Raw genomic sequence first — 25751 nt, 5'->3', positions numbered from 1 at the left:
TCCTTTTTCGATCTACCCAAGCCATTGAAACCAAGGCATAACGCACCGCATTAGATTTTTGTTAAATTCGAAATTAACCAGACCTCAAGCTTTTATGGACCTATTCTTACGTAAAAAATTATAGAATAATTATAATTACGGGCAGGATCGCGACAATACCCCGATACGGTTGGTCGTCGGGGGAAACGACAGCTCGACAGATCGAAAGATCGACTGATCGACGCTTGGGGGATTGTGGGAACAATGTCGTTTACGACGATTTTGGGCATAATGGTTGGCCTTGGACTTTTTGTCGGATCGATCTTTATTTCGACCGACAACTACCTTGTATTTGTCAGCCTTTCGAGCGCGCTGATGGTGGTTGGCGGCACCTTGGCCGCGACCTTTATTGCCTATGAGGCGCGCTATGTTCTGTTGGCGCTTAAACTGATCTTCAAGATTTTCCGTGCTCCGCAAATGGGCCGCGGGCAACTGACCGGTGAAGTCGGCCGGGTTGTCAAATGGGGATACCTTCTTCAGAAAAAGGGCATTAACGCCCTTGAACAGGAAGCCGAACGGGTCGCCAAGGATGAACCGTTTCTGGGCTGGGCGATGGAAGTCGTGATTACCGGCTATAACGGTGATGAAACCGCCGAAATGCTTCACAACGCCATTGATAATGCCTTTGGCCGCAACCTTGTGCCGGTCTCGATCCTGAAAAGCATGGCGGCGGCCGCCCCGGCATTTGGCATGATCGGCACATTGGTCGGGCTTGTGATCATGCTTGATAAAATGGCCGATGACCCGACATCGCTTGGCGCCGGGCTTGCCATTGCGCTGATCACCACGCTTTACGGGATTGTGGCTGCGCGATTTTTCTTTTTACCCGCGGCCAGCAAAATTCAGCAGCGCGAAGAAATCATGCGGTTTCGCAATTATCTGATTGCCGAAGGTCTGATCATGCTGGCCGATCGCAAAGGCCCGCGCGCCATTCAGGATCGCATGAATTCGTTCCTTGATCCGGCCATTCACTTCAATATCGACAAATCTGCGAAATAGGAAAATCTGCCATGGCCCGCCGCAGAAAGGGTATCCCCCGCACCGTCGAAGAAGAAGTCAACGAAGACTGGCTTGCCACCTATGCCGATGCCATCACTCTTTTGATGGCGTTCTTTGTCATGCTTGTCAGCTTTTCCAAAGTTGAATTGCCGGTGTTTGAAAAAGTCCAGGCCGGTATCGCCGAACAGATCGGCAAACGCGATGTGGTGCGGCCGACTCAGGTTCTTGAAACCGATCTCAAGGACGTTGTGTTCAATATGGCCATGGACAGTGCGGTCAATGTATCGACCGACGACGAAGGCATTCTGATGGAAATGGGAAGCGGCGCCTTCTTTCAGCCGGGATCGGCCAATCTGACCAAGGATGCTGTCCTGTTCCTCAAAGACGTCGCGGATCTTTTAAAAGAACCCCGCTATCTCGGCTTTCAGATCGAAGTCACCGGCCATACCGATGACAGCCCGATAAGCTCCCCGCGCTTTCCGTCAAACTGGGAATTGGCGGCGGGCCGTGCCATCGCCGTTGTCCGCTTTTTCGGGGCACTGGGTGTTGACCCGGACCAGAAACGCATGCGGGCGATATCATATGGCGATACCAAACCCAAACTGCCAAACAATGACGATGCCGGCAACCCGATCGAAGAAAACCGTCAGGCAAACCGCCGCATTGAAATCCGCGTATTCCCGAAATATTCACGGGTGTTCTGATCTGCCTGGCATCAGCTTGCTCCACGGGTGACTTGATAGTTCAAGGAAACATCTGACGTCCCAGGCGGGCAGCAACCAGCAAGCCTATTCGATCACCACCACCATCTCGTCACGGGCAGCGAAGGCACCGGACCAGGTTGATTTCGCCTGTTGTTCAATGGCGCTCATCACGGCGTCATTGTGGTCCGGATCATGATGGAACAGTGCCAGCCGTTTCGCGTTGGCCGCACGACAAAGACGAATGCCTTCCTGCCAGGTGGAATGCCCCCACCCGATTTTTTGCGGGAATTCTTCGTCGGTGTAAGTGCTGTCATAAATCACCAAATCCGCATCCCGGATGAAATCGAGAATAATTTCATCAGGCTTTCCCGGTTCATGTTCGGTATCGGTGACATAGCAAACCGCCTGTCCGCCATGTTCGACCCGAAATGCGGTTGCACCATTGGGATGGCGCAGCGGTGCGGTGCGAATAACAATCCCCTCGCCCGGATGAAGATCATCACCGACAGTAAAATCCTCGAATGTCAGTTTTGACTGCATCGCCGAAAGCGGCACCGGAAAAGTCGGATTGGCCATTTGCGCGGAAAACACACGTTCAACCCCGCCCTGGTCGGTCAAATGCCCGGCCATGACATGAAAGGCCGCCTTCGGGTTATAGGCCGGAACGAAAAACGGGAATCCGTTGATATGATCCCAATGGGTGTGGGTCAGAAAGATGGTAGCTTCGGTCACCTTGCGCCGGATCAGGTCCTTGCCAAGATTGCGAATGCCGGTCCCGGCATCAAAGATCAGCACCTTGCCCGCGACCCGCATTTCCAGACAGCTCGTATTCCCGCCATACACCACATGGTCGGGCGACGGACAGGCAATGCTTCCGCGAACTCCCCAGAATTTAACCTCAATCGACATTCAAAAGACCCCGTCCATCCGTTGACAGTGCGATACGGATCAATGCTGTAACATCCTTGAAAGATAGCATTTTATTTTCACAAACCAATCAGGGATTGCGCAAATTTGCCGGTGTGATGCAAACCTTTGTTCCGATCTCCGCATCAAACAGCCGGTCTGCCCGCCCGCAATTGACGGCAATTTCACATAAACCGATCGAATTGCCATAGTGGAAAGGCTTGCCAACCGGCACGTCCGAAAATGTACGCGCCATTGGAACAGCCTGACCATTCACAGCAACCGTATCTTCCGGTCCGCATGCGCGAAGTCCGGTCATGAGATTACCGTATGTATCAATGTAAATGACTTCATCAAGTTCATCGGGCCATTCCATGGCATCACCATAACGCTGATCCAAGGTCAGATCATGGCAGGCAAATTCCTGGCCGGTGGCGACACAGGCCGTGACCGGTGCGAAAATATCCCGACCATGAAAACTGGCCGAAAGGTTTTCCGGCTGCCAGTCGATACAGCGCAGCTGAACATCATCGGATTTGCGGATCACCATTTCAAACAGACCGTTATCAGGCCCGACATATGTCACACCGTCTGCTCTGACAACGATCCCCCTGCGTGCACTGCCCACCCCCGGATCAACAACACCCAGAACCACATCACCGCGACGAAATTCACGACAAAGGGCCGCCAGAAGATAACTTGATGCCTTGGGGTTTCGGTCCGGCGCATCAACCATCAGATCACAAACAGCACAATCAGGCGCATTGCGCATCACGACCGAACGCATTGTCCCGCTATAGGGACCGTTCACACCAAAATCACTGAAGATAAAGATCATCTTGCCCGTGCCTTCCCGTCGACAGGTCGACCAAAAACAACAACGCCGGTGGTTACGTTCATCCCCACCGGCGTTATTTCGATCAGTATATAGGGCATTTTGCCCGTGATGCCATGTGCCCTACTTCACTTCGCAGAACTGCCCGCGACGTTTGAGTTCCGCACAAAGCGAGTTGGCCGCACTGTCACTTAGCCCCGTTGCCATCAGGCGGTAAAATGTACCCTTGCCCGGAATACTGGCCCTGGTCACCCCATGCTGAAGCGGTGCAAGCTGTGCATAACGGCCTGACAGGATTTGCCAACCGCGTTCGACCTGCCCTTCATTACGATACGATGCCAGATGCACCGACTTGCTGCCACTCGCAGCAACCGGTGCGGCGGCCTTTGCCATTTCCTCGCCAGCCTGAACCGGGCGGCTTTCGCCTGTCGCCACACGGCGCACCGGTTCGCCGGAATTAAGGGTCACGACATTGCCCTTGGCCGGTTCGACGATTGCCGCTTCGATCGCATCACGTTCACGTTTGAATTCGTCCGGCGTGACCAGTTTCATATCTTGCAGATCCTCGATCCGCGCGATCTGGCGGGCCGCATCCATCAGGCCCTGCGGGGCGGGTGGCGGAACGGCGCGCTGGCGCGGTTGGGCCGGCAACAACGCATCAAGGATGGCGGTGCGTTCCGCCACATGTTCCTGCACCGTGATCGCCCCGATCTGAAGTGCACGGTTTAACTGATTAAGGCGTTGCTCGACCTGTGATCCATCGGGCGGCGGATTGTTCAGGAATGCCGATGGTGCGGGCTGGCTCATGGGCAGCAACGCACCAAGATTGGCCGAACGGCGTGCAGAATATTCTTCGGGCGTGATCAGGCCGGTCGATTGCAGGTTCCGCAAAATCGAAAAGCGTTTTGCAATCGCCTCGTCCCCACCTGACAGTGCCGCACCGGCCGGAATGTCCATTGCGCGGGTCGGTGAACTTGTCATGACCGGCTGGGTATTGGCGGCCATCGGGGACACGGCCATCGCCGATCCGCCCCCTGTGCCAAGCCCCGACGGACCGGTAACGATCTGATCATTGATGCTGAGCGATCCGGGAAGACCGCGTTGCAACCGTTTGAGGTTGAATTCGGCGGCATCGCGCAACGGGCGCGGCTGTGTGCCTGATGCGGTTGACATCAAAACCGTACCCGGCGGGTTCATGGCAATCAGTGTGTCATAGCCATCACGCGCACGATCCGGGCGGTTGGTATTTTGATAAAGCACCGAACGCCACAGCATCGCATGACCGTCTTGCGGATTTTTGCGCAAGGCTTCGTCAAACAGCTTCTCGGCAGATGCATAATCCCCCGTCGCCAGTTGCTGCAGGCCAAGGGCAGTATAATTGTCATCCGCAAAGGACGTCGCTTCGTCCCAAAAGTCCTGATCCAGCAGCGGCGCACAGGCCGACACCCATGAAACCATGCCGATCACGGCAATCCCCTTGCCGATTTTCAGCCAGTTCCCGGTCCGCTTTGCGGATACCTGCATGGCGCCAATCCCCTATTGTCTAAACCATGTCCCTGGAAATCATGCGGCAACATCTGGCCCAATACCAGCGAAAAACCGGCAATGATTTCCCCATATCACATTGATTTTGCATCCTGCTTGCCAAGAATTCGTTAAAGCGGCAATCACTGTTGCCCGGCCTTGCAAAAGCATTGATCCCGTTTGCCGATTAAATCCGTTTGGCAGTGCATCATGCCCTTGCTCTTTTATATCTATAATTCATATAAATAATGATGGTTCGCCCCATTAACCTGTGCTTCAGAACATTATGATTTGATCAAACTTCGTTCTTGGGTGTATGCAACCAACCCGTAACGATAAAAACAGTTTCTCTTTCAGGGGTCGCGCGTGATCGAACCGCAGCAATTTGGCCAACAGGCCCTTCAGGAATACCTGTTGCTGGATTATGTCCAACGGCTTGAAACCCGTAAATACGGGCACCGTGCCGTGCATATTCACCTGTCACGCATGAAACCGTTCCATCGCCGCGACTATCATATTCGCGTCGCGACCAATACCTTTGAAAGTTACGTCAAACTGTATGTCGGACGTATTTTTGTCCTGACCAACAATGATCTGATTTTCGTCTGGAAAGACAAATCGATTGCCGATGTCGAACCGGCTGTCGATACATTGCGTTATCTTTTCCGTGACGACCCGCTGTCCCAGGATGAAAGCGAAGAAACCGGTTTCTGCACCTGGTACAACCTCAATACCGAATTCCAGGAATTCCTGTTGCTGTGCCAGCATCTCGACGAGCGCGCAAAAAAGTTGCAGCAAAGCAGCAACATGCGCACCGCGATGCAGCGCGAAAAGGACGAAACCCTTAAGCCAATCAACGCGGAAAATCTGGCACAGCTTGAAGAAACAATCCATTCGGCCGATCTGTCCGAACATATCCGCCAACAGCCGGTTTGCGTTTTTGCCCATGGCGGGTCAAAGGAACTGCACCCGGTCTTTGACGAATTCTTTGTCTCGATTGCGGATTTGCGCAATGCCTTGATGCCCAATATCGATCTGGCATCGAACCGCTGGCTGTTTCAGCACATGACAGAAGTGCTCGATAAACGGATGCTCAATTATTTGTGCAAACGGACGTTCAAGACACATGCAAGCTCGTTCTCGATCAATCTCAATCTTGGCACCCTGACTTCCAAGGATTTTGACAAGTTTGACGAGACGGTCCGGCGCAAGTGGCCCGGCAACGTGATTATCGAGCTTAATCAGGTCGATCTGTTTTCAAACCTTGAGACCTATCTCAGTGTGCGTGATGACTTCCACAAGCGCGGTTATCGCATTCTGATCGATAACCTGACGGTGGAATCGCTGTCCTTTGTCGATCGCAAAAGCCTGAAGGCAGACTTCATCAAAGTCGCCTGGCGCGAAGAAATGACCGACAACGTCATCCGCAAGAAATACGGCGAAATGGATACCCTTGTTAAAAACTCGGGCCGCGAACGCGTTATCCTGTGCCGTTGTGACACGCCGACTGCGATCAAATTCGGTCAGTCACTGGGCATCACCCTGTTCCAGGGGCGCTATATCGACAATATGATCGCCCGCCAGCGCCGTGCAAAACGCGCCCAGAAGGCCGCCCAAAAGCAAAAGTAATCCTGCCTTTTCCAAGGCACCGCAAACAAGCCGGGAATTTCCCGGCTTTTTGTTTGGCCTCCTGACAGTTGCTGACAGGAACCTTGGGGATTGGGGTGGCTTTACGCATTTCGGCCCTTGGCATCCAAGGAACAAAAGAAGTACAAATAGGCATGTTGTACGCGCTTTGCCCTGACTGCCATCACAAATGGCGACTGCATATTGACCGGCCACTGCCCAAAAGCGGTGCGGGCTCCTATGTGCCCTGCCCGGTTTGCGGGTGCAAACGCGCAATCGCCCATGGCGAACTGCCAGACCTGTCGATCGGGCATCTTGATTGCGATGCGTTTTATGCTTCGATCGAAAAGCGCGACCGCCCCGAACTGGCCGATCAGCCGGTGATTATTGGCGGCGGACATCGGGGGGTTGTTTCGACCTGTTGCTATGTGGCGCGCAAATACGGGGTACGTTCGGCTATGCCCGCCTTCAAGGCGCGCGAATTGTGCCCTGACGGGATATTCCTGCCACCTGATATGAAGAAATATCAACGCGAAGGATATCGCATTCGCGACATGATGCGCGCACTTACCCCCGATATCGAACCGCTTTCGATTGACGAAGCCTTCATGGATCTGACCACGGCACAGGAAACACATGGCAAGTCCGCGGCCGAATGCCTGATTGAACTGCAATCCACCATCCGCAACGAAGTCGGCATCACGGTTTCGATCGGGCTGTCCTATAACAAGTTTCTGGCAAAGATCGCATCGGACCTGAACAAGCCATTCGGTTTTTCCATGATCGGGGCGCAGGAAGCTGTGGATTTTCTTGCCGACAAGCCCGTGCGCATGATGTGGGGGGTCGGCCCGGCCATGGAACGCAAGCTCCATCTTGATGGCATCACCCGGATCGGACAGTTTCAGGAACTTGATATCCATGCCCTTCAGGGGCGCTATGGCAGTATTGGCAAACGGTTCTATTATTTCTCGCGCGGGCAGGACAATCGCCGGGTTGAACAAAGCACCGAACGCAAAAGCCTGTCATCGGAAACGACATTCAATGACGATATCGCCGATCTTGCACAACTTACCGATATTGCCACCCGCCTGACCGCACGCGTGGCAAGCGACCTTGCGCGTAAGGAAATTGCCGGTCATACGGTGGTGTTGAAACTGAAATCGGCCGATTTCAAAACCCGTACCCGCAACATGCGCCTGACATATCCGACCATCCGCGAGGATGTCATTCTTGATGCGGCACTTACCTTGCTGAAAAAGGAAGTCGACGGCACGAAATACCGGCTTCTGGGTGTCGGGGTTGCCGACCTGTTTGCCGCAGACCAGGCCGACCCGGTTGACCTGTTTGCCGAACAGCCATCACCGGACAATCCCGCTGCCCCGCAAGAGACCCTGACCGATGCCCCCCGCCCGCGCAAGGCCATCGAATTGCCCCGGCCCACTGCCGAACAATTGCGCGAAAGCCTGACCCGACGGTTTCGGCTGCATAAGCGCAAGCCGGTCCAAAAACGGTTCCCGTTCTGAACAATTGCATCATTTAAGCTGTAATTGATTTCTCTGGTTGTTGTAATGCGGCCATTACCACCCAAAATGCAAAACAGAAGAAACTTTGACTTAGAATTATTTAATCGCGGCCACCCAGACCCGACACAGCAGGCGGCCCGCATTCGTTCGGATGGGAGTCTGAATTGTTTGGCGTTGAATTCTACACCAAACGCAAACCAAACATTCTGGCCGCTGTGGCCATCATCAGTACGGTCGCACTGCTTTTTACCTATTATTGCGAAGTGGCCCCCGACATTGCCGCACGCGTCATCGTCATTTCCGTTGCTTTGGCGATCATGTCGTTCGGATCGTTCCGCGCTCTGTGGTTTCAGCGCAAAGGACAACGTTCGGCCCCGGAATCGGTCGTTGCCATCACCTTTGCGGCACACGGGATTTTTCACTGTTTTCGGGCGATCTATACATGGCTGGTCGAACAGGAAATCGCCAATTTCATGAACGCATCAACCGTTCATATGTTTGCATTCCTTGACATCATCCTGTTCCTTTTGCTGACCGCAGTCGGCTTTACCGCCATGATCATTATTGCGCTCAATACATCCCTGCGCGCCGAGGCCAAGGCAAAGGACCGCCTGTTTACGGTTCTGGCCCACGATCTTCGCACCCCGTTTCAGGGATTGGCAGGCTTGTCGCTTTTGGCCCAGCAGGATCTGGTTGCCGGCAATCAGGCACAGGCACTTGGCAATATTCGCCAGTTGCATTCGTCAACGTCCGAAACGCTTCGTTTTCTTGATGATCTGCTGATCTGGGGTCGAACCCTGTTTGATGCCGGCAAGGCAGAAAAGACCGAGATCGATATCGACGATCTGATCGAAACCACGATCAAGGTGTCCCGTCCGCTTCTGGAAACCAAATCGATCAATGTTGCCTATAGCCCACAAAAACTTGTCGGATTTGGCATCGCGCCGCACGCACAGATGATCTGCCGCAATCTTATTGTTAATGCGATCAAATATTCCAATCCGCGCAGCACGATCTCCGTGTCGTCATCTGCCATCGGAAACAAGATCCATATCCGGGTTGTTGACCGCGGGGCTGGCGTCAGTGATCAGATGATTGCCGATTTTGCCAACAACAATGCCCCCTTCAACTCGGCCGAAGGCACATCAGGCGAACTGGGATCGGGGGTCGGATTGACCCTGTGTCGTGATTTGTGCTGGGAAGATGATGAACATATCTGGCTGGAACATAACCCGGATGGCGGTGTTATCGCCGTCTTCACGATTGCGGCAAAGCGGGTCGAAAATCCTGTCACGCAACAAAAAATGCCCGCCGATATATCGGACGAGCATCTGCTTATAAAGAACTGATCTTTATAAAATGGCGTCCCCTAGGGGATTCGAACCCCTGTTGCCGCCGTGAAAGGGCGGTGTCCTAGGCCTCTAGACGAAGGGGACACAAGGCACAAAGTGCTTATGTCGTGACTGTTTCGTTGGTGGCGTCCCCTAGGGGATTCGAACCCCTGTTGCCGCCGTGAAAGGGCGGTGTCCTAGGCCTCTAGACGAAGGGGACACATACGCACCAATCGAAGTCAGTCTGTTAACGAGTGGCGTCCCCTAGGGGATTCGAACCCCTGTTGCCGCCGTGAAAGGGCGGTGTCCTAGGCCTCTAGACGAAGGGGACGCAGCGCGTTAACGAGGCCGGTTTTTAGCGATTGGGTCGGGTCAGGTCAAGCGGCTTTTTCGCCCCTGTGACGTTTTTTTTAATCCCCCACCGAAAATAGGGCCATATACCGCCCTATCCCGGAAAAACCCGGCCTCACTGTTTAACCTGACGGTTCATTTCAACCATCCTTCTCGCAGATGAGGATATATGTCCCCACCTGCAAGACCGGCGCGGATGGAAAAAATAATTTCAAATCAGCTCTTTTTGCGTTTTGCCCCGAACCAGAAACTGATCCCCGCCGCGCCAAGGCCGATTCCAAGGAAGACAAACATCCATCGATAACCGTCCGGCGCGCCGTCTTCGAATTGCCCGATGATCAGACCGGCCAGCCCCTGAAGCACGAACAACCCGGCAAAGGTCGCAAGATTGACGGTGGTCAATGCCCGCCCGATCTGCCGTTCGGGCACGGCCTGACGGGATGCGGCATAACTAAGCGTCGCGCTTGATCCAAGGAACCCGTGCAGCAGCATCAGTGCTGCGGCAATACCCGTGCCCCACGGCCCGATAAAGGCCTGCAACAGGCACGTCGCAGCCCCCAGCAACACGGCAAACACGATCAGACCATGGGTCTTTGTCGGAAGCTTGCGTGACAGCTGGCCATAGGTCGGCGGTCCCAGGATCATGCCGATCGTCATCAGCAACAGGATATTGCCGACTTCCACCGCACTTAATCCGAACACATCATGCAGATACGGCCCGCCCCAAAGCCCGCGCACGGTCAAAATGGCCGGATAACTGAAAAACGCCACCCCGGACAACAACCAGACCTGACGATTCTTCCAGACCGAAACCATGCCCTTAAGGGCCTCAAACACGGTTTCGCCTTTTTGATCGTCAGCCTGATAACCGGGCGGTGTATCGCGCACAAATAACAGATCAAGCATCACGGCCAGCGTGCTAAGCCCCGCCAGACCGAAATAGACCGTCCGCCATCCATGGGTCTCGACCAGGGCGGCAAGCGGCGTTGCCGATGCCAGAACCCCCAACAGGCTGAAGGAAACAATAAGTCCCGATGCCGCAGCAAATTTTTCCGGCGAGGTCCAGCGCGCAGCCAGCACCAGTGCCGCCATAAATGCCGCCGAACAGCCAAGGCCGATGATCGCCTGCCCGATCATCAGACCGAGCACACTATGCGCGCTGGCAAAGATGATGACCCCGACCACGGTCGCCATCATCAGAAACCCATTGGTCACACGCGGACCATACCGGTCCAGCATCACGCCGACCGGAATTTGCATCAGTGCAAAGGCAAAATGGAAACTGCCCGATACCAGACCAAGCTGTTCGGGCGTGATGGCAAGTTCAACACGCAACGGCTCGGCCAGAAGCGCCTGGGCCGAACGGAAAAACTGGCTTAATGAAAAAGCCAGAAGGATGGGCGCAAGCACCAGAATGAAATGGCTGGTACGCGCAGTGTGGGGCGATTGTTTTGTGTGTTCTGTCATGATGTTATCTGGGATAATCCCATCACCGCAGAACAGCAAGCCTTTGCATCACAGCGCCCCGGATAAACACGTTTTGTGCTTTTCGCCGAGCCGTTTTGCCAACAGCTTATCGGCCAGCCAATTGGATCATTTGATGGAAATTATTGGGCGGTGCGCGCGGTCAGATTGACCGACTGATCGCCAAGCCCGTATTGCCGGGCAATAACATCGGCCATGCCACTGCCCTGCACTATTTCAAGCGCCCTGCGCCATGGTTCGAGCGTCGCATCAGGTGTGCTTTTGGAAAAGGCAAGATACATATCATATTGCCCCAGCTCGACCGTCGGAACCACCGATCCTTTTTCAAGACCAAGCATCTCGCGCTGGAAATTCATGGCAATGTCGGATGCTTCCCACAGATCAATGCGCCCTTCGGACAGCATGCGCAAAGCATTCCCGGGCGTATAAAGTGATTCAAGGTTTTCAAACCCCATTTCACGCAGGCTGCGTTCGGCCGCACCGCCGGCCTGGACACCGATTGATCTGACCTTTCTGGCATCGGAAAGATCGCTGACATCGATTTTGTTATCGGCCATGCGATAAAGCCAGCCGCGGGTAATAAAAATCGGCCCGACCCATTTGAATTCGTCTTCGCGTTCGGGGGTCCGGACAATGGAAAACAGCGCCGTGTCCGGTTCGGTCTTGACGATTTGCAATGCCCGCTTCCACGGAAGAACTTCAAACCCGGACTGATATCCGACCAGAACCGCCATGGCGCGCACGATTTCCGCCCCTGCCCCGGCCAGTCCTTTTGGCGTGACATAATTAAACGGTGCGAAATCTTCGGTATAAACTTTGACATTGCGTGCCGCGGCAAATTGAAGCGGCTCTTGCGGCGATGCCTGTGCCGGTGTTCCCAACCAAACCAGAACAGTCAAAAAACAAAAAAATCGCCGGACAAGCGACCATCGACGAACACAGAGACTATACCGCAAAGATATAATGTTCCGCCAAAGGTTGCGTTGCGGACAGTTTCGCAGAAAATATTGTTTTCGTTTGATAAATTTGCCCACAACAAAACCAGCAGGCAAACAATTTGCGCGCCAGAAACACCATACATCTGGATTGTCAGTGGACGCATTCATATCTAGACTCAATATGGACAGGAAACTGACCCGGAAAGGAAACCGCGACATCAGACCGAAAACATCAGTCAGATCGGGGCTTCACAAACCCGTTCAAAACCATAAACGCACCAGAAGCCTAAGGTTATACTGATATAACCATATTCCAATATTCACGGGATGACCCAGTCACATGATCACGCCCGAAAAGTCGAATCGTATATCCGAAGGCAGTTGGCGCAGGAACAGTTAAAGTTGAACATGAGCAAGATTTACAACGAAAAATTTCGTCATTCAACTAAAAAAATTCGATATACCAAATATCCCTGGGTTGCGGGGCTGCCAGTTCATTCTAACAAAATTTGCAGTGCCCAGCATGACGAAGCATAATCACCCCACGCCTCTTCCGGTCCTGGATGCGGAAATGGGGGAACGTATCCGTCAAGTTGTAAACCTGTTTGACCGTAAAAAGGATGCTGCCGAAATTGCAGGCGTCATTCCCGAACAATTGAACCGTTGGTGCCAGGCACAATCAGAGCCGCGCTTCGTCGGCGTTTCGCGAATGGCCCTGATAAAAGGCATCAATCTGAACTGGATTGCAACCGGAAAGGGTAAAACCGATCTTTCCGACGATATCCACCCCACCGGATCATCTGTTGCGCCCGACACTATTCACCGGGACATGCTGATGGCAATGATCAGCGGTTTTCTGGCAGCCGAAGGCATCGACAATGGTGCGCAGATCGCGCTCGATATCCTCAAGGCCCATGACGAGATCGTCGAAAAGATCGAAAAAAATCGACACCCGATTGATTCCGGTTACATCCTTGCAGAAGCAATTTCGACCATCATCGCCCGCCATCGCAGCCGGGATTCGGCAACAAATTCCGACAGTTGCCCTTAATCACAGGCGAACGCATTCACCGGCATCGCGCCGGTGATTTCGCGTTGCGGATGTTTTCGCCCGAACTCGGAAAGATTTCAGACCAGCAAAGACACGTCATCAATGATCAGCTGAACGCCGTCACGGCCCTGCCATGTATCGCGGCGCAGATGCCCCAGAACATGCAACGGCCGACCGCCATGCTTGATCAATGTCTGGCCCATGTCATTATCAAGGCATCTGAACGCAATCGCCTTAAGCCGTCCCTTGCCATTGGCACCGGCCAGAATACAGCGCACATGATCGGCGCCAACCACATCGGCCTTTACCGCACGACAATCGACAAAGGCAAATCGGGGCTCGGCATTGCCCGCACCAAATGGACCAAGCTTTTCAAGCGCATCAATCAGTTCAATCGTCGCCCCGTGGGCATGCAGGGCCCCGTCCACCGTGATGGTGGGACGAATATCGTTTTCTTCGATGATTTTCGCGAACCGTTCTTCAAGGAAGGCTTCAAACGCGTCCTGCTTTTCCGGATCAAGCGTAAAGCCCGCCGCCATGCCATGACCGCCCCCGTTGATCAGAAGCCCGGCCTGACGTGCAGCAATGATCGCCGCACCAAGATCAATACCGCGCACAGATCGGCCCGACCCCTTATACACACCATCCACCAGTCCCATGACCAGCGATGGCACGTGATAGCGATCCTTGAGACGGCTGGCCACGATCCCGATCACGCCGGGATGCCAGTCCTCGCCGCCCACCAGCACCATGGACCCGACTTTTGACCGGCCTTCCACCGCGCTGATTGCCTGATCAAGGACAATATCCTCGATCGCCTTGCGTTCACGGTTATATTCATCAAGCTTGCGCGCGATATCCTGCGCCTGTGCCGGGTTGTCCCCCGACAACAAGGTCGTACCAAGGAAACTTTCGCCCACACGCCCGCCCGCATTCACACGCGGCCCCAGGACATAACCAAGATGATAGGCACTGGGCGTTTCATTGACCCCGGCAATGTCGGCAAGTGACGTCATGCCGATATTGGACCGATGTTTCATGACCTTGAGCCCCTGGGTCACAAAGGCCCGGTTCAACCCGCGCAACGGCACGACATCACAGACGGTTCCCAGCGCAACCAGATCAAGCCAGTTGCGCAAATCGGGTGCCCGAACCCCTGCCTTTTCAAGCCAGCCGCGACTGCGCAATTCGCGCAGGATCGCCACACATAACAGGAACGCCACACCGGCTGCACACAAATGACCAAGCCCGCTTTCATCATCAAGCCGGTTCGGATTGACCACCGCGACGGCGGGCGGCAATTCCGGTTCGGCAGCGTGATGGTCAACCACAATGACCTCGATCCCGGCGTCCCTTGCCTCTTGTAACGGGCCATAGGCCGTCACCCCGCAATCGACCGTCAGGATAAGGTTCGCACCCTTGCGCTGCAGTTCCAGCAATGCCGGGGCGTTGGGGCCGTATCCTTCGGTCATGCGGTCGGGAATATGCACCGGCACATCTGCGCCAAGCGCCCGGAAGAAACGTTTCAAAAGCGCGGTACTGGTTGCACCATCAACGTCATAATCACCAAATACCGCCATCTGCTCGCGCTTTTCGATGGCATCGGCGATGCGTGATGCCGCCATGTCCATGTCTTGCAATGACGATGGATCTGGCATCAGGTCGCGCAATGTCGGGGACAGAAAACTTTCGGCATCGTCAAGTCCGATGCCACGATTTGCCATGACCCGGCCCACGATTTCCGGCACCCCGAAGCGCTGCGAAATCGTGGTTGCCAGGCGTTCATCCGTTGCGCGCTCACGCCACCATTTTCCGGTGACGGATCGCTCGATGCCCATGAATGTCGTTTCTTTTGCGTGCTCTGTCATGCCCTATGAAATAGCGCAATCTCGGGCCAGCTTAAACCGGATAATTTGCCGATCTGAAAACTTCGTTCCCGGGCACCGGATTTCATCAGCGCGGGTTTTCACCGCACCATTTCAGGACGTTTTCGGCATCGGCGGCCGGATCATCGACCGGATAGAAAACCCTGGTGATCTTGCCATCATCAATCACCATGGTCAGGCGCTTGAAAAGCCGCATGCCGCCTGCTTCGAAATCGGGCATGGCCATGGCTTCCTTGAACCGGTGATCGGCATCGGACAACAGTGCAAATGGCAGGTGAAGCCGTTCGGCAGCCTCTTTTTGATAGTCCGTTGTCTGGCTCGAAAGCCCGTAAAGATTTTCAACACCGACCGCGCGCAACTCGATCGCATGATCGCGGAACGAACAGGATTGCGGCGTGCAGCCCTTGGCACCGGGAATTTCATCCCAGCCATCCGGTGACGGCACGCCCGGTTCGGCCGTGCGGGGATAGGCATAAACAACAGTCCGCCCGGAAAGACTTGAAAGATCGACCATCTGGTCATTGGTCGCAGACATCGGCAAAGCCGGCAGGATCTGCCCCGTCAGCCGTTCAATCACATGTGCATCACTTTCGGTATTCATGTGCGTTCCTCCCTGAACACCATCACGCCCGTTGTTCCATTGCGGTTCGGGCATTTATGGATTCAAGATAGGTGCGATTTCCCAAACCGAAAAGAAGGCGCGTTTGCACATCGTGGAAAAGTTCACAGATCGACGATCACTTGCAGACAACTCAAAGTTGTGCAGACTGTGACAACAGCGAAAAAAAATGGATACGAGCAATGCCCCACAAAAAAGGTCTGCGGATCGGATTGACCATCCTGTCCGTGCTTGGTGCCGTCATGTCGATGCCATTGGTGATGTTTTCACCAATGATGTTTGACGCCCCCGGGTCTGAGAACAATCTTCTTACCGAACTGCTGTTTTACAGCGTTCTGGCCTTTCCGGTGCTGTGCCTTGTCGGTGGCATTTTGCCATGGATTTTCCGGCGCCACCCACTTGGCATCTGGCTTTATGCCCTAAGCGGCCTTGCCATCGGGCTTCTGGTAAGCGCGATCGTGCTGCTTGACGTCATGTGTGGCGGGGATTTCGCCTGCTGATCAGACAATCCCCTCATCCGCCGCAATCAGCGCAAGACCGTGCGCAACCGACAGGAACGGCTGGCCGATTTCAATGCGGTCCTTGCCAAAGCCGTCTTCAAAGATTTTGCGAACTGCCGGGACATAGGATGTACCGCCGGTCATAAAGACCTTTGAGACGTCTTTTGCATCAATACCGGACTGTTCAAGGCAGGCTTTGGCCGCCAGTTCGATCTCGGCAAGATCGGGTGCGATAGCGGTTTCGAAATCGGCACGGGTCAGCTTTTCTTCGATCTCGACCCCGCCGTGGGAGAATTGCAGGATCGTGCTGTCACTGTCCGAGAGTTCCGCCTTGGCCTTGGACACCGTCTGATAAAGATGGAAGCCCATTTCATCTTCGATGATGGCGACCAGATCTGCGATATCGTCAGGCCGGGTTGCCGAGCGGATCAGGCTTTTGATTTCATTGATCGTTTTGGGCTGGTTCATCATGGCAAGTTCATGCCAGCGCGAAAAGGCCGTGTAATATTGCCGCGGGATCGGCAGGGTCGCCCCCATAGATTTATATTCCGAGCCAAAGCCCAGGCGCGGCCAGACGGCCTTTTGAATGATGCGATAGTCAAACCGGTCACCCGCAATGCCAAGACCGGTATGGGCAAGCGGCTGTACACCGCGAATACCAAGACCCGGCGTAAAGCGGATCAGCGAAAAGTCACTGGTACCACCACCAAAGTCAGCCACCAGAACGGTTTCGGGTTTATCAAGTTCGCGCCCGTAATAATAGGATGCAGCAAGCGGTTCATACACCATCGCCTCAACATCAAACCCGGCCTGCTCATAGGCACCGCGCAGGCGCATTTCGGCAAAGTCGTTGTCGGGATTGTTGCCTGCAAAGGCAACCGGACGTCCGGAAATCACCCGATGCCCCAGCCAGCCAAGGCTGTGCTGCGCGAAATGATGAATTTGCGTAAGAAACGTTCCGATCAGATCTTCGATCGAATAGGTCGTCCCGAAAATGTCCGTACCTTCAAAATCCTTGGTCGCCAGATAGGATTTCATCGACTGGATCAGTCGGCAATCATGGCTTTCCTTAAGATATTCGGCAATTGCAAACGGGCCGGAACAGCTTTTGGTATGGGTCGGTGCACCCGGCGCGGTAAGTTCCTGCTCTTCCCAGAAATAAAGGATGGTGCGGTATGTATCAAAGCTGTTGGCACCGACGTCAAACTTGGCTGATTGCACGTTGCCTGCGCTGTCTGCGACCGCAAGAACAGAATTGGTCGTACCGAAATCAAGGGCGATAATTTCAGACATCAGGCAGGCTCCGGCGCTTGGTCAATGAATTGGGCCGCAGGGTTTAGCGCAACGCAGACAGGTATACAAGCAGCAAACTCACATCGCCTTTGATAACCCTAAGAATTTACGCATCGTCAGCATTATTCCCAGCCCAAGGCCATACAGCAGCATCCAGTAGGCAAAACTGTTGAAAAAATACAGGGACCAAGAAAACTGAAACAGCACCTTGGTAACAAGCATGGCGAGCACCCACATCAAAGCCAAATCTGCGGCGACAAAGAGTACGGTACTTATTGCAAACAGCCAAAAGTCCAGAACAGAGATAGCTATCAAAGCTATCACTACATAGGAAATCCCCAACATGACGCCTGTTGGCACATCTGCACCGGCCAGTCCCCAAGAATAATGCGCAAAAATAATGACGCTGGGCAGGAATCTAGCCGCATGCAATGCGGACATCCCGAGATATATTGCAATCTTCGTAATCATGTCAGCACCAAAGAAAAAGTCCCCGACTGAGCGGGGACTTTAAACATAGAATATATATGCGCAACATAAACCTTTGGTTGCACAACTTACTTGTACCAGATTTTCCGGCTGAAATCGTGCACGGCACGGACATAGCGCACGGTACCCGACTGCGAACGCATCACGATGCTTTCGGTTTCCGCACCATTGGCGAAACGACGCACACCGCGCAGCATCGCACCATCGGTGACACCGGTTGCCGCAAACATGACATTGCCCTTGGCAAGTTCGGTCAGTTTGTATTTGCGGCTAAGATCTTCGATGCCCCATTTCTTGGCACGGGCAACTTCGTCATCATTACGGAAAACAAGACGCCCCTGGAACTGGCCACCAATGCAACGAAGGGCTGCTGCGGCAAGAACGCCTTCCGGTGCGCCGCCTGTCCCCATGTAAAGATCAATGCCCGAGGTTTTCTGCGAAGTCGCAATCACACCGGCAACATCCCCATCACCGATCAGCATGATGCGTGCACCTGCTTCGCGGGTTTTGGCAATGATTTCCTGGTGGCGCGGACGATCCAGAATGCAGACAACCAGATCGGCAACATCACAGCCCTTGGCAGAAGCAAGGCTTTTCAGGTTCTCAAGCGGGGTTGCGTCAAGATCAACCACATCATCGGGAAGTCCGCCGCCAACCGCGATCTTGTCCATATAGGTATCGGGCGCATTCAGGAAGCCGCCCTTTTCGGCCATCGCAACAACCGCCAAAGAGTTAGGACCACCGGTCGCACAGATGGTGGTGCCTTCAAGCGGATCAAGCGCAATGTCGATTTCCGGACCATTGCCCGACCCGACTTCTTCACCGATGAACAACATCGGTGCTTCGTCGCGTTCGCCTTCGCCGATCACGACCGTACCCTTGATATCCATGCTGTTCAGCGCATTGCGCATCGCGTCGACAGCCGCCTGGTCGGCTGCCTTTTCATCGCCACGCCCCATAAGGCCGGAGCACGCAAGTGCAGCCGCCTCGGTCACGCGAACCGTTTCAAGCGCGAGATTTCGATCCATTTTGTCTTCCTTGTCTAGTGTGCAGGGTCTGGGGGCCCTGTCTCGTTGTTGTCTTCTATTTTTTGATTTTGTTGATTTTGCGTCGAAACTTTACAACAGCGCCCCGCATCATGACAGGTGCGAGGCGCGTATATCGTGATATTCCCGTTAAGATGCGAAGCTTTCGATCCGCATCAATACCGGCGGCTGCGAGTTGCTTTCGAATGCGGCGATATCATTCACCGCTCCCGACATTGCAGCTTCGGTGGTTTCATGGGCGACAATCACTACAGGCACAACACCGCCTTCGGTTTCGGCCCGACCATGTTGGATCATCGAGGCCATCGACACCCCATGCTTGGCAAGGGTTGCGGTTACTTCGGCCATGACACCCGGGCGATCCCACACCATCAGACGCAGGTAATAGGCACCGGTATGCTTTTCGAGCGATGCACGAACATTTTTCTTAAGTCGTTCGGCCGGCACGCCAAATACCGGCGCGCTGCGCCCGGCAGCAATATCGACGATATCGGCAACCACGGCCGACGCGGTCGGCCGTTCACCGGCACCACGGCCCTGAAGAACCACCGGACCGACATAGTCCCCTTCAAGGGCAACCGCGTTAAACACGCCTTCAACCTTGGAAATCTGGGTTGCGCGATCCACCATGACCGGGGAAACGCGCTGTTCGATGCCTTCGGGCGTCTGTTTGGCAATGCCCAGCAGCTTGATGCGATAGCCAAGTTCCTCGGCCAACTGGATATCAAGGGCGGAAACGCTGCGGATACCTTCAACAGCAACCGCATCAAAATCGACCTCGACCCCGAATGCCAGGCTGGCAAGGATTGCCAGCTTGTGCGCGGCATCAATACCGTCAACGTCAAAGGTCGGGTCTGCTTCGGCGTAGCCAAGTTTCTGTGCCTCGGCCAGAACGTCGGCAAAGTCGCGGCCCTGTTCACGCATGGTGGTCAGGATATAGTTGCACGTGCCGTTCAAAATACCGGTGACACGCGAAATCGCATTGCCGGCCAGACCTTCGCGCAATGCCTTGATCACCGGGATACCACCGGCAACAGCGGCCTCATAGGCGATGGTAACATTATTGGCGTCAGCAATCTGGGCCAATTCAACACCCTTAAGCGCGATCAGCGCCTTGTTGGCAGTCACCACATGCTTGCCATTTTCAAGGGCTGCCTTGCAGACATCATAGGCAATGCCGTCCGATCCGCCGATCAGTTCGACCAGAATGTCGATTTCATTGTCAGCAGCAAGATCACGGGCGTCGTCGTACCAGGTCAGACCTTCGGTCGAAAAACCACGATCACGAGTTCGATCACGCGCCGATACCGCTGTGACGACGATCTGGGTGCCCGAACGGTCAGCCAGAATGTCGCGATGTTCACTCAGCAGTTTAACGGTTCCGGCACCGACCGTACCCAGGCCTGCCACACCGATTTTGACGACGTCTTTCACGATAACTCCTTAGCACGTGGTTGTTTGCGCAAGCGCGCAGATGACCGCATACGGTCAACGCGTCCTGATAAAGCAACGCCCGGGACATGTCCCGGGCGAAACACAGAATGCTTTATCGGATATCAGAAAGATTTCTTCAACAGTTCACGTGCAGATTTTGCATCCGGACATTTGGCAAAGAACTGTTTGATGTTCCGGTTGGCCTGCCGGATGCGGTGTTTGTTTTCCACCAGCGCAATTCGAACATGGCGATCACCATATTCGCCAAAGCCAAGACCCGGCGCCACAGCCACCCCTGCTTCCTGCAAAAGAAGCTTGGAAAAATCAAGCGATCCCAGTTCGGCAAATGCGTCCGGGATCGGGGCCCAAGCAAACATGGTTGCCGCCGGAGACGGAATATTCCAGCCCGCACTTGCCGCCCCTTCGATAAAGATGTCGCGGCGTTCACGATACAGGTTGCGGAATTCCTCGACACAATCCTGCGGGCCGTTAAGGGCCGCGGTTGCCGCGACCTGAACCGGGGTAAAGGCGCCATAATCAAGATATGACTTGATCCGGGTCAGCGCGTTGATCAGCTTTTTGTTGCCGGTGGCAAACCCGATACGCCAGCCCGCCATCGAATAGGTTTTCGACAGCGAATAGAATTCGACAGCAATGTCCTTTGCCCCCTTGCACTGAAGGATCGAGGGCGGCGGATTGCCATCAAAATAAATCTCGGAATAGGCAATATCAGACAGCACATAGATTTCATGCTTGCGGCAGAAATCGACCACTTCCTGATAAAATGCCAGATCAACCACAAGTGCGGTCGGGTTGGCCGGGAAGTTCAGGACCACCGCACTTGGTTTCGGGACCGAGTGTTTGACCGCGCGATGCAGCTGCTCCATGAAACTTTCGGTGCTGAACGTGCCCTGATCATCGTGACCGATCGGAATATGACGCAGGGCCGCACCGGCAATGATGAAACCGAATGCATGGATCGGATAGGACGGGTTGGGCACCAGGAAGATATCACCCGGACTGGTGATCGCTGCGGCCAGGTTGGCCAGACCTTCCTTGGAACCAAGGGTCACAACCGTTTCGGTTTCCGGATCGATATCCACACCGAACCGGCGATCGTAATAGGCTGCCAGCGCCTTGCGCAGGCCCGGAATGCCGCGCGACATCGAATAACCATGGGTGCGCGGGTTCTGGACCGTTTCGACCAGTTTATCGACAATATGCTGCGGGGTGGCCGGGTCCGGATTGCCCATGCCGAAATCGATAATGTCCTCGCCCGCTCGCCGCGCCGCCGCTTTCATCGCATTTACTTCTGCGAATACATATGGCGGGAGACGTTTTATGCGGTGGAAGTCTTGGGACATTATCCTATATCCTCATCAAATTGCCGAATTTCGAATTTTATGCGAAAAGCACATCCTCGAATTCACGAAAATTGCGTTTAGGCCATAAAAAATGGCCCTGAGCGGCGTACAATTCGAAGGATGTACCTTTTATGGAAATCAGACTCAACGAATTATTGCGCACGATCCATGGTTAATTCGCATTTGCGGCAAGCCCGCGGCGCAAATTCGGTGATTTTCCCGGAAATCAGGATTATTTGCGGATGGATGGTAACCGGGCGCGAAACCGTCTTGAAACGACAACAGCGCGAAAGGATTGCTCCCTTCGCGCTGTCTGATTAAACGATCACCCGGTTGTTCCGGGACACGTGATCAGTAATCGAGATAGATTTCAACACGGCGGTTGCCGGCTTCGCCCGCCGGAACACCTTCGTAGTAACGCGGATCAGCCGATCCGTCCGCCCCGACAAAGATTGCCTCGCGCGATACGCCAAGCGACAGCAGACGCGAAACCACGGCTGCGGCGCGACCTTCGGAAACGCGGCGGTTAACCGCCAGATGATGTTCAAGCGACATATTGCCGGTCCGCATCGACGCATGGCCGATCACGCGCAGCACACCACCGGTCTGCTGCCAGGTATTGGCAACCTGTTGCAGAACCGAATAATCCGATCCGCCCAGATTGGTCGAACCGTGGCCAAACTGGATCTGGGCGATCTGCATGCCATTGATGGCCGGCGGCAACTGATCGACAGAACCAACACCAAGCCGGGCCGCAAGCGCCCCGTTGGTCACGGTCATATCAACCGAACCGGATTCGCCATATCCCGCCTGGCTGCCACCAAACTGGCTTTCATCAACCACAACCGATCCGTCATCGGCATAAAGCGAATAGTCAAAGCCCTGCCCGGAATCGACCACAGCAGCCGGTTCGTTGGCGAACACGCCCTGCCCTTCGGCCAGACGACGCTGATACTGATCCATCACCGGATCGCCAGATGAGGCCTGTGATGCTGGTGCGGACGCGGATGCCGAAGATGTTTCAGCACCACCGCCCTGATTGGCCTGGGCTGCTTCAAAGGCCGCAAGTTGCTGTGCGCGGGCTTCTTCCGCGGTCATGCCCGCAGCACCGCCCGCCGCGGCACCGGCAACCACCGCCGGACGTTCAGGTGCGGCTTCCGGGGTTGGTACCGGACCGGAAACCGGGGATTTGGCATTCCATTGATCGGCAATCGAAGAGCCCGTTGGCGCCGACGTCACAGCCCGCGTTGTCGCAGGCGCGCTTGGTGCGGCCATTTCGCTTGCAGCAACCGGGGTGGTCGGTGCCGGTTCAATGACCGGCTGTGCGACCGGCACCTGCGGTGCGGACTGAAGCGCATTGACCGGCGGGCTGCTTTGACGACGGCCGGACTGGGTGTATTGGGCATTGGCACGATCAGCTGCAAGCCCCGCGATCAGCGCATCGCGTTCGGCATCACCGGTAACGATCGGCTTGCTCGGCGTATCGGAAAGATTCGGGTATTCCCCGTCCTCGCCCGGAATCGGTTCTTCGGATTTGGCACCGGCGGTTTCGTCGTCGCCGTCAAACATGTCACCGACCGATTTCCCCCATTCGATCGGGTTGATTGCGTCAGGAACAGAAGAACAGGCGCCCAATGCCAGCACAACCGCCAGCGCAGAGCCGGTCTGCAGAACCATCCGCAGCTTCCCCCTTGCAGTTTCCTGCCACGACCACTGCCCTGTCGTCGATTTCAGAACGCCCATTTGTTTTCGCTGCTCCAAATTCAGTTGGATGACCTTTGCGTGAAAATATCCGCAGAAACGTCACCTTATAATTCTTGTACTACCCCTTGGCGACGCGCTAGGCTAAGACCATGATAAGCTTGGGATCAAGCAGAGTTTCAACCCGGAGCGCCATTCAGATACCGAACACATAAAACGTCAAAAGTCTTGCGATATTGCAAAGAACCCAAAAACGTTTTGAAGTCACAAGGTAACTGCGGCGGTATCATAAGGGAATGCCCCATGAGCGATCAACAGGCCATCGAAACCGAAATCACGCACCCGGATCCCGAAAAGCTGTCTGCAGCAATGGCAGAAATTGCCGAAAGAAGTCAACGACTTGTGTCTGACTTCCTTGCAAAACAGGCAGAAGACCCGGAAATTTCCGACCCCGACCCGCTGAATATCGGTTCTGCATTCGCCGAACTGACCACCCAGATGATGCAAAACCCGGCCAAGCTGGTCGAAGCCCAGATGGAACTCTGGCAGCAATATTATACCCTTTGGCACAACACCACCTTGCGCATGCTTGGCGAAGACTCCGAGCCCGTCGTCACCCCGCAAAAGGGCGACCGGCGCTTCCGCGACGAGGCATGGGAAAACAATGAACTGTTTGATTTCATCAAGCAGTCCTATTTGCTGTCATCGCAATGGATGCAGAACCTTGTCCATGAAGTGGACGGGCTTGATGAAAAAACCGCCCAGAAGGTCGAATTCTATACACGGCAGTTCGTCGATGCGATTTCGCCGACCAACTTCCTGATGACCAATCCCGAAGTCCTGCGCACCACGATTGAAACCGGCGGGGAAAACCTGATTAAGGGATTGCAGAACCTTTTAAGCGACCTTGAACGCGGCAAGGGCAAATTGCAGATCCGCATGACCGATCTGGATGCCTTCAAGATCGGCGAAAATGTCGCCACCACCGAGGGATCGGTCATCGGCAGAACCCCCTTGATGGAGTTGCTGCAATATAAACCCAGCACCGATCAGGTCGCCAAGCGCCCCCTGATGATCGTGCCGCCATGGATCAACAAATACTATATTCTTGATCTGCGTCCTGAAAATTCCTTTATCAAATGGGCTGTCGATCAGGGGCACACGGTCTTTGTCCTGTCCTGGGTCAATCCCGACAGCAAACTGGCCGAAAAATCGTTCGAAGATTACGCCAAGGAAGGCATCCTTGCCGCCCTTGATATGATCGAACAGGCCACTGGCGAAAACGAAATCAACGCGATCGGCTATTGCCTTGGCGGGACGCTTTTAAGCTCCACCCTTGCCTATATGGCCAAGGTCGGGGATGAACGGATCAAATCGGCGACCTTCTTTACCACCCTGACCGATTTTGAAAAGCCGGGCGAACTTTCGGTCTTTGTCGATGATGAACAGATTGAAAGCCTTGAACGCAACATGTCCAAGGAGGGCTATCTCGATGGCCGGGACATGTCGATGTCGTTCAACATGCTGCGCGCCAATGACCTGATCTGGTCGTTTGTGGTGTCAAACTACATGCTGGGCAAGGATCCCTTCCCGTTCGATCTTCTGTACTGGAATTCCGATTCCACCCGTATGCCCAAGGCAATGCACAGCTTCTATCTGCGCAACATGTATAACAAGAACCTGTTGCGTGAACCGGGCGGTATTTCGATCCTTGGCGAACCGATTGACCTGCGCGATATCAAAATCCCGGTCTATTTCCTGTCGACCCGCGAAGACCATATCGCACCGTGGCAGGCAACCTATGCCGGGACACAGCTTATGTCCGGTCAGGTCAAATTCGTCTTGTCGGCATCGGGCCATATTGCAGGGGTGGTCAACCCGCCGGCGGCCAAGAAATATTGCTACTGGACCTATAACCGCACCCCCGCCAATCCCGATGACTGGATGGCAAAGGCCACCCAGCATGAAGGTTCCTGGTGGACCGACTGGCAAAACTGGATCAGCCGCCGTTCAGGCGGCAAGGTTCCCGCCCGCAAGGAAGGTGATGGCAAGCTCAAGGTGCTTGGTCCGGCACCCGGTGAATATGTGAAAGTCACCCTGTCCTGAC

General features: G+C 54.6%; 22 protein-coding genes and 3 tRNA genes. 8 read left to right on the top strand and 17 right to left on the bottom strand.

Annotated features, from left to right (window positions below; all coding sequences use genetic code 11):
* Positions 1 to 243: 243 nt before the first annotated feature.
* Together WA429_RS10970 and WA429_RS10965 are read left to right on the top strand one after the other, a co-directional pair.
* Positions 244 to 1038, top strand: a complete 795-nt coding sequence (locus WA429_RS10970; protein ID WP_068519272.1) for a motility protein A — start codon at positions 244 to 246, stop codon at positions 1036 to 1038.
* An 11-nt stretch (positions 1039 to 1049) separates the two neighbouring features.
* Positions 1050 to 1742, top strand: a complete 693-nt coding sequence (locus WA429_RS10965; RefSeq protein WP_101246032.1) for an OmpA/MotB family protein — start codon at positions 1050 to 1052, stop codon at positions 1740 to 1742.
* An 84-nt stretch (positions 1743 to 1826) separates the two neighbouring features.
* Here the strand turns inward: WA429_RS10965 and WA429_RS10960 are convergent, their stop codons facing one another.
* From WA429_RS10960 to WA429_RS10950, 3 genes are all read right to left on the bottom strand, one after another.
* Complete coding sequence (locus tag WA429_RS10960; protein ID WP_287466065.1) at positions 1827 to 2651, bottom strand: MBL fold metallo-hydrolase; 825 nt, start codon at positions 2649 to 2651, stop codon at positions 1827 to 1829.
* 88 nt (positions 2652 to 2739) lie between these two features.
* A complete protein-coding gene (locus WA429_RS10955; protein WP_287466064.1) occupies positions 2740 to 3486 on the bottom strand; it encodes an SAM hydrolase/SAM-dependent halogenase family protein in 747 nt (248 codons plus the stop codon).
* A 120-nt stretch (positions 3487 to 3606) separates the two neighbouring features.
* Entirely contained in the window at positions 3607 to 5007 is a 1401-nt protein-coding gene (locus WA429_RS10950; RefSeq protein ID WP_287466062.1) for an SPOR domain-containing protein, read from the bottom strand.
* A 366-nt stretch (positions 5008 to 5373) separates the two neighbouring features.
* On the opposite strand from WA429_RS10950, the gene WA429_RS10945 reads away from it, so the two are divergent.
* The 3 genes from WA429_RS10945 (at position 5374) to WA429_RS10935 (ending at position 9505) form a co-directional block, all read left to right on the top strand.
* Complete coding sequence (locus WA429_RS10945; RefSeq protein ID WP_068519267.1) at positions 5374 to 6636, top strand: EAL domain-containing protein; 1263 nt, start codon at positions 5374 to 5376, stop codon at positions 6634 to 6636.
* A 152-nt stretch (positions 6637 to 6788) separates the two neighbouring features.
* Positions 6789 to 8156 (top strand): DNA polymerase IV, encoded by a 1368-nt coding sequence (locus tag WA429_RS10940; protein ID WP_287466060.1) that lies wholly within the window; start codon positions 6789 to 6791, stop codon positions 8154 to 8156.
* A gap of 164 nt (positions 8157 to 8320) precedes the next feature.
* Entirely contained in the window at positions 8321 to 9505 is a 1185-nt protein-coding gene (locus WA429_RS10935; protein WP_287466058.1) for a sensor histidine kinase, read from the top strand.
* A gap of 11 nt (positions 9506 to 9516) precedes the next feature.
* On the opposite strand, the gene WA429_RS10930 is transcribed toward WA429_RS10935, so the two are convergent.
* The 6 genes from WA429_RS10930 to WA429_RS10905 form a co-directional block, all read right to left on the bottom strand.
* Positions 9517 to 9592: transfer RNA gene (locus WA429_RS10930), tRNA-Glu, on the bottom strand.
* A gap of 39 nt (positions 9593 to 9631) precedes the next feature.
* A tRNA-Glu gene (locus WA429_RS10925) sits at positions 9632 to 9707 on the bottom strand.
* A gap of 35 nt (positions 9708 to 9742) precedes the next feature.
* Positions 9743 to 9818, bottom strand: a tRNA-Glu gene (locus WA429_RS10920).
* Positions 9819 to 10054: 236 nt separating this feature from the next.
* Positions 10055 to 11305 carry an MFS transporter gene (locus WA429_RS10915; protein ID WP_287466057.1) on the bottom strand — a complete coding sequence of 417 codons (1251 nt, stop codon included), beginning with the start codon at positions 11303 to 11305 and terminating at the stop codon, positions 10055 to 10057.
* 140 nt (positions 11306 to 11445) lie between these two features.
* On the bottom strand, positions 11446 to 12222 hold the full coding sequence (locus WA429_RS10910; RefSeq protein WP_170310142.1) for a substrate-binding periplasmic protein: 777 nt from the start codon (positions 12220 to 12222) through the stop codon (positions 11446 to 11448).
* Entirely contained in the window at positions 12219 to 12425 is a 207-nt protein-coding gene (locus tag WA429_RS10905) for a hypothetical protein (protein WP_197460839.1), read from the bottom strand. The genes WA429_RS10910 and WA429_RS10905 overlap by 4 nt, the downstream gene beginning before the upstream one ends.
* A 407-nt stretch (positions 12426 to 12832) precedes the next feature.
* Between WA429_RS10905 and WA429_RS10900 the strand changes: the two genes are divergently transcribed.
* The gene (locus tag WA429_RS10900; RefSeq protein WP_101246024.1) at positions 12833 to 13312 is read left to right on the top strand and encodes a hypothetical protein; all 480 of its coding nucleotides are present in this window, start codon (positions 12833 to 12835) and stop codon (positions 13310 to 13312) included.
* A gap of 77 nt (positions 13313 to 13389) precedes the next feature.
* On the opposite strand, the gene recJ is transcribed toward WA429_RS10900, so the two are convergent.
* Together recJ and WA429_RS10890 are read right to left on the bottom strand one after the other, a co-directional pair.
* Entirely contained in the window at positions 13390 to 15150 is a 1761-nt protein-coding gene (gene recJ / locus WA429_RS10895; RefSeq protein WP_287466055.1) for a single-stranded-DNA-specific exonuclease RecJ, read from the bottom strand.
* Between the two features lie 115 nt (positions 15151 to 15265).
* Positions 15266 to 15799 (bottom strand): peroxiredoxin, encoded by a 534-nt coding sequence (locus WA429_RS10890; protein WP_287466054.1) that lies wholly within the window; start codon positions 15797 to 15799, stop codon positions 15266 to 15268.
* 200 nt (positions 15800 to 15999) lie between these two features.
* Between WA429_RS10890 and WA429_RS10885 the strand changes: the two genes are divergently transcribed.
* A complete protein-coding gene (locus tag WA429_RS10885; RefSeq protein ID WP_287466053.1) occupies positions 16000 to 16317 on the top strand; it encodes a hypothetical protein in 318 nt (105 codons plus the stop codon).
* Here WA429_RS10885 and WA429_RS10880 read toward each other — a convergent pair whose 3' ends face one another.
* The 6 genes from WA429_RS10880 to WA429_RS10855 form a co-directional block, all read right to left on the bottom strand.
* A complete protein-coding gene (locus WA429_RS10880) occupies positions 16318 to 17610 on the bottom strand; it encodes an Hsp70 family protein (RefSeq protein ID WP_287466052.1) in 1293 nt (430 codons plus the stop codon).
* Between the two features lie 78 nt (positions 17611 to 17688).
* Positions 17689 to 18081, bottom strand: a complete 393-nt coding sequence (locus WA429_RS10875) for a hypothetical protein (protein ID WP_206927426.1) — start codon at positions 18079 to 18081, stop codon at positions 17689 to 17691.
* A gap of 86 nt (positions 18082 to 18167) precedes the next feature.
* A complete protein-coding gene (glpX, locus tag WA429_RS10870) occupies positions 18168 to 19127 on the bottom strand; it encodes a class II fructose-bisphosphatase (protein ID WP_287466050.1) in 960 nt (319 codons plus the stop codon).
* Between the two features lie 147 nt (positions 19128 to 19274).
* Complete coding sequence (locus WA429_RS10865) at positions 19275 to 20579, bottom strand: homoserine dehydrogenase (RefSeq protein ID WP_101246019.1); 1305 nt, start codon at positions 20577 to 20579, stop codon at positions 19275 to 19277.
* 122 nt (positions 20580 to 20701) lie between these two features.
* The gene (locus tag WA429_RS10860) at positions 20702 to 21943 is read right to left on the bottom strand and encodes an LL-diaminopimelate aminotransferase (protein ID WP_068519256.1); all 1242 of its coding nucleotides are present in this window, start codon (positions 21941 to 21943) and stop codon (positions 20702 to 20704) included.
* Positions 21944 to 22294: 351 nt separating this feature from the next.
* Positions 22295 to 23620 carry an OmpA family protein gene (locus WA429_RS10855; RefSeq protein ID WP_287466049.1) on the bottom strand — a complete coding sequence of 442 codons (1326 nt, stop codon included), beginning with the start codon at positions 23618 to 23620 and terminating at the stop codon, positions 22295 to 22297.
* A gap of 327 nt (positions 23621 to 23947) precedes the next feature.
* Here WA429_RS10855 and WA429_RS10850 point away from each other — a divergent pair, with 327 nt between their 5' ends.
* Entirely contained in the window at positions 23948 to 25750 is a 1803-nt protein-coding gene (locus WA429_RS10850) for a PHA/PHB synthase family protein (RefSeq protein WP_287466048.1), read from the top strand.
* The last annotated feature ends 1 nt before the right edge of the window (position 25751 follow it).

The sequence above is a fragment of the Thalassospira sp. CH_XMU1420-2 genome (genome assembly GCF_037029325.1).
Lineage (GTDB): Bacteria > Pseudomonadota > Alphaproteobacteria > Rhodospirillales > Thalassospiraceae > Thalassospira > Thalassospira povalilytica.
The sequence above is the reverse complement of the archived record's forward strand: the minus strand, read 5'-3'. Positions and strand labels throughout refer to the sequence as shown.

What these genes read in the sequence shown, in the direction of transcription:
- WA429_RS10970 (WP_068519272.1), top strand. Translation starts at nt 244, where the DNA reads ATGTCGTTTACGACGATTTTGGGCATAATGGTTGGCCTTGGACTTTTT.
- WA429_RS10965 (WP_101246032.1), top strand. Translation starts at nt 1,050, where the DNA reads ATGGCCCGCCGCAGAAAGGGTATCCCCCGCACCGTCGAAGAAGAAGTC.
- WA429_RS10960 (WP_287466065.1), bottom strand. Translation starts at nt 2,651, where the DNA reads ATGTCGATTGAGGTTAAATTCTGGGGAGTTCGCGGAAGCATTGCCTGT.
- WA429_RS10955 (WP_287466064.1), bottom strand. Translation starts at nt 3,486, where the DNA reads ATGATCTTTATCTTCAGTGATTTTGGTGTGAACGGTCCCTATAGCGGG.
- WA429_RS10950 (WP_287466062.1), bottom strand. Translation starts at nt 5,007, where the DNA reads ATGCAGGTATCCGCAAAGCGGACCGGGAACTGGCTGAAAATCGGCAAG.
- WA429_RS10940 (WP_287466060.1), top strand. Translation starts at nt 6,789, where the DNA reads ATGTTGTACGCGCTTTGCCCTGACTGCCATCACAAATGGCGACTGCAT.
- WA429_RS10915 (WP_287466057.1), bottom strand. Translation starts at nt 11,305, where the DNA reads ATGACAGAACACACAAAACAATCGCCCCACACTGCGCGTACCAGCCAT.
- WA429_RS10905 (WP_197460839.1), bottom strand. Translation starts at nt 12,425, where the DNA reads ATGCGTCCACTGACAATCCAGATGTATGGTGTTTCTGGCGCGCAAATT.
- WA429_RS10900 (WP_101246024.1), top strand. Translation starts at nt 12,833, where the DNA reads ATGGGGGAACGTATCCGTCAAGTTGTAAACCTGTTTGACCGTAAAAAG.
- recJ (WP_287466055.1), bottom strand. Translation starts at nt 15,150, where the DNA reads ATGGGCATCGAGCGATCCGTCACCGGAAAATGGTGGCGTGAGCGCGCA.
- WA429_RS10890 (WP_287466054.1), bottom strand. Translation starts at nt 15,799, where the DNA reads ATGAATACCGAAAGTGATGCACATGTGATTGAACGGCTGACGGGGCAG.
- WA429_RS10885 (WP_287466053.1), top strand. Translation starts at nt 16,000, where the DNA reads ATGCCCCACAAAAAAGGTCTGCGGATCGGATTGACCATCCTGTCCGTG.
- WA429_RS10880 (WP_287466052.1), bottom strand. Translation starts at nt 17,610, where the DNA reads ATGTCTGAAATTATCGCCCTTGATTTCGGTACGACCAATTCTGTTCTT.
- WA429_RS10875 (WP_206927426.1), bottom strand. Translation starts at nt 18,081, where the DNA reads ATGATTACGAAGATTGCAATATATCTCGGGATGTCCGCATTGCATGCG.
- glpX (WP_287466050.1), bottom strand. Translation starts at nt 19,127, where the DNA reads ATGGATCGAAATCTCGCGCTTGAAACGGTTCGCGTGACCGAGGCGGCT.
- WA429_RS10860 (WP_068519256.1), bottom strand. Translation starts at nt 21,943, where the DNA reads ATGTCCCAAGACTTCCACCGCATAAAACGTCTCCCGCCATATGTATTC.
- WA429_RS10855 (WP_287466049.1), bottom strand. Translation starts at nt 23,620, where the DNA reads ATGGTTCTGCAGACCGGCTCTGCGCTGGCGGTTGTGCTGGCATTGGGC.
- WA429_RS10850 (WP_287466048.1), top strand. Translation starts at nt 23,948, where the DNA reads ATGAGCGATCAACAGGCCATCGAAACCGAAATCACGCACCCGGATCCC.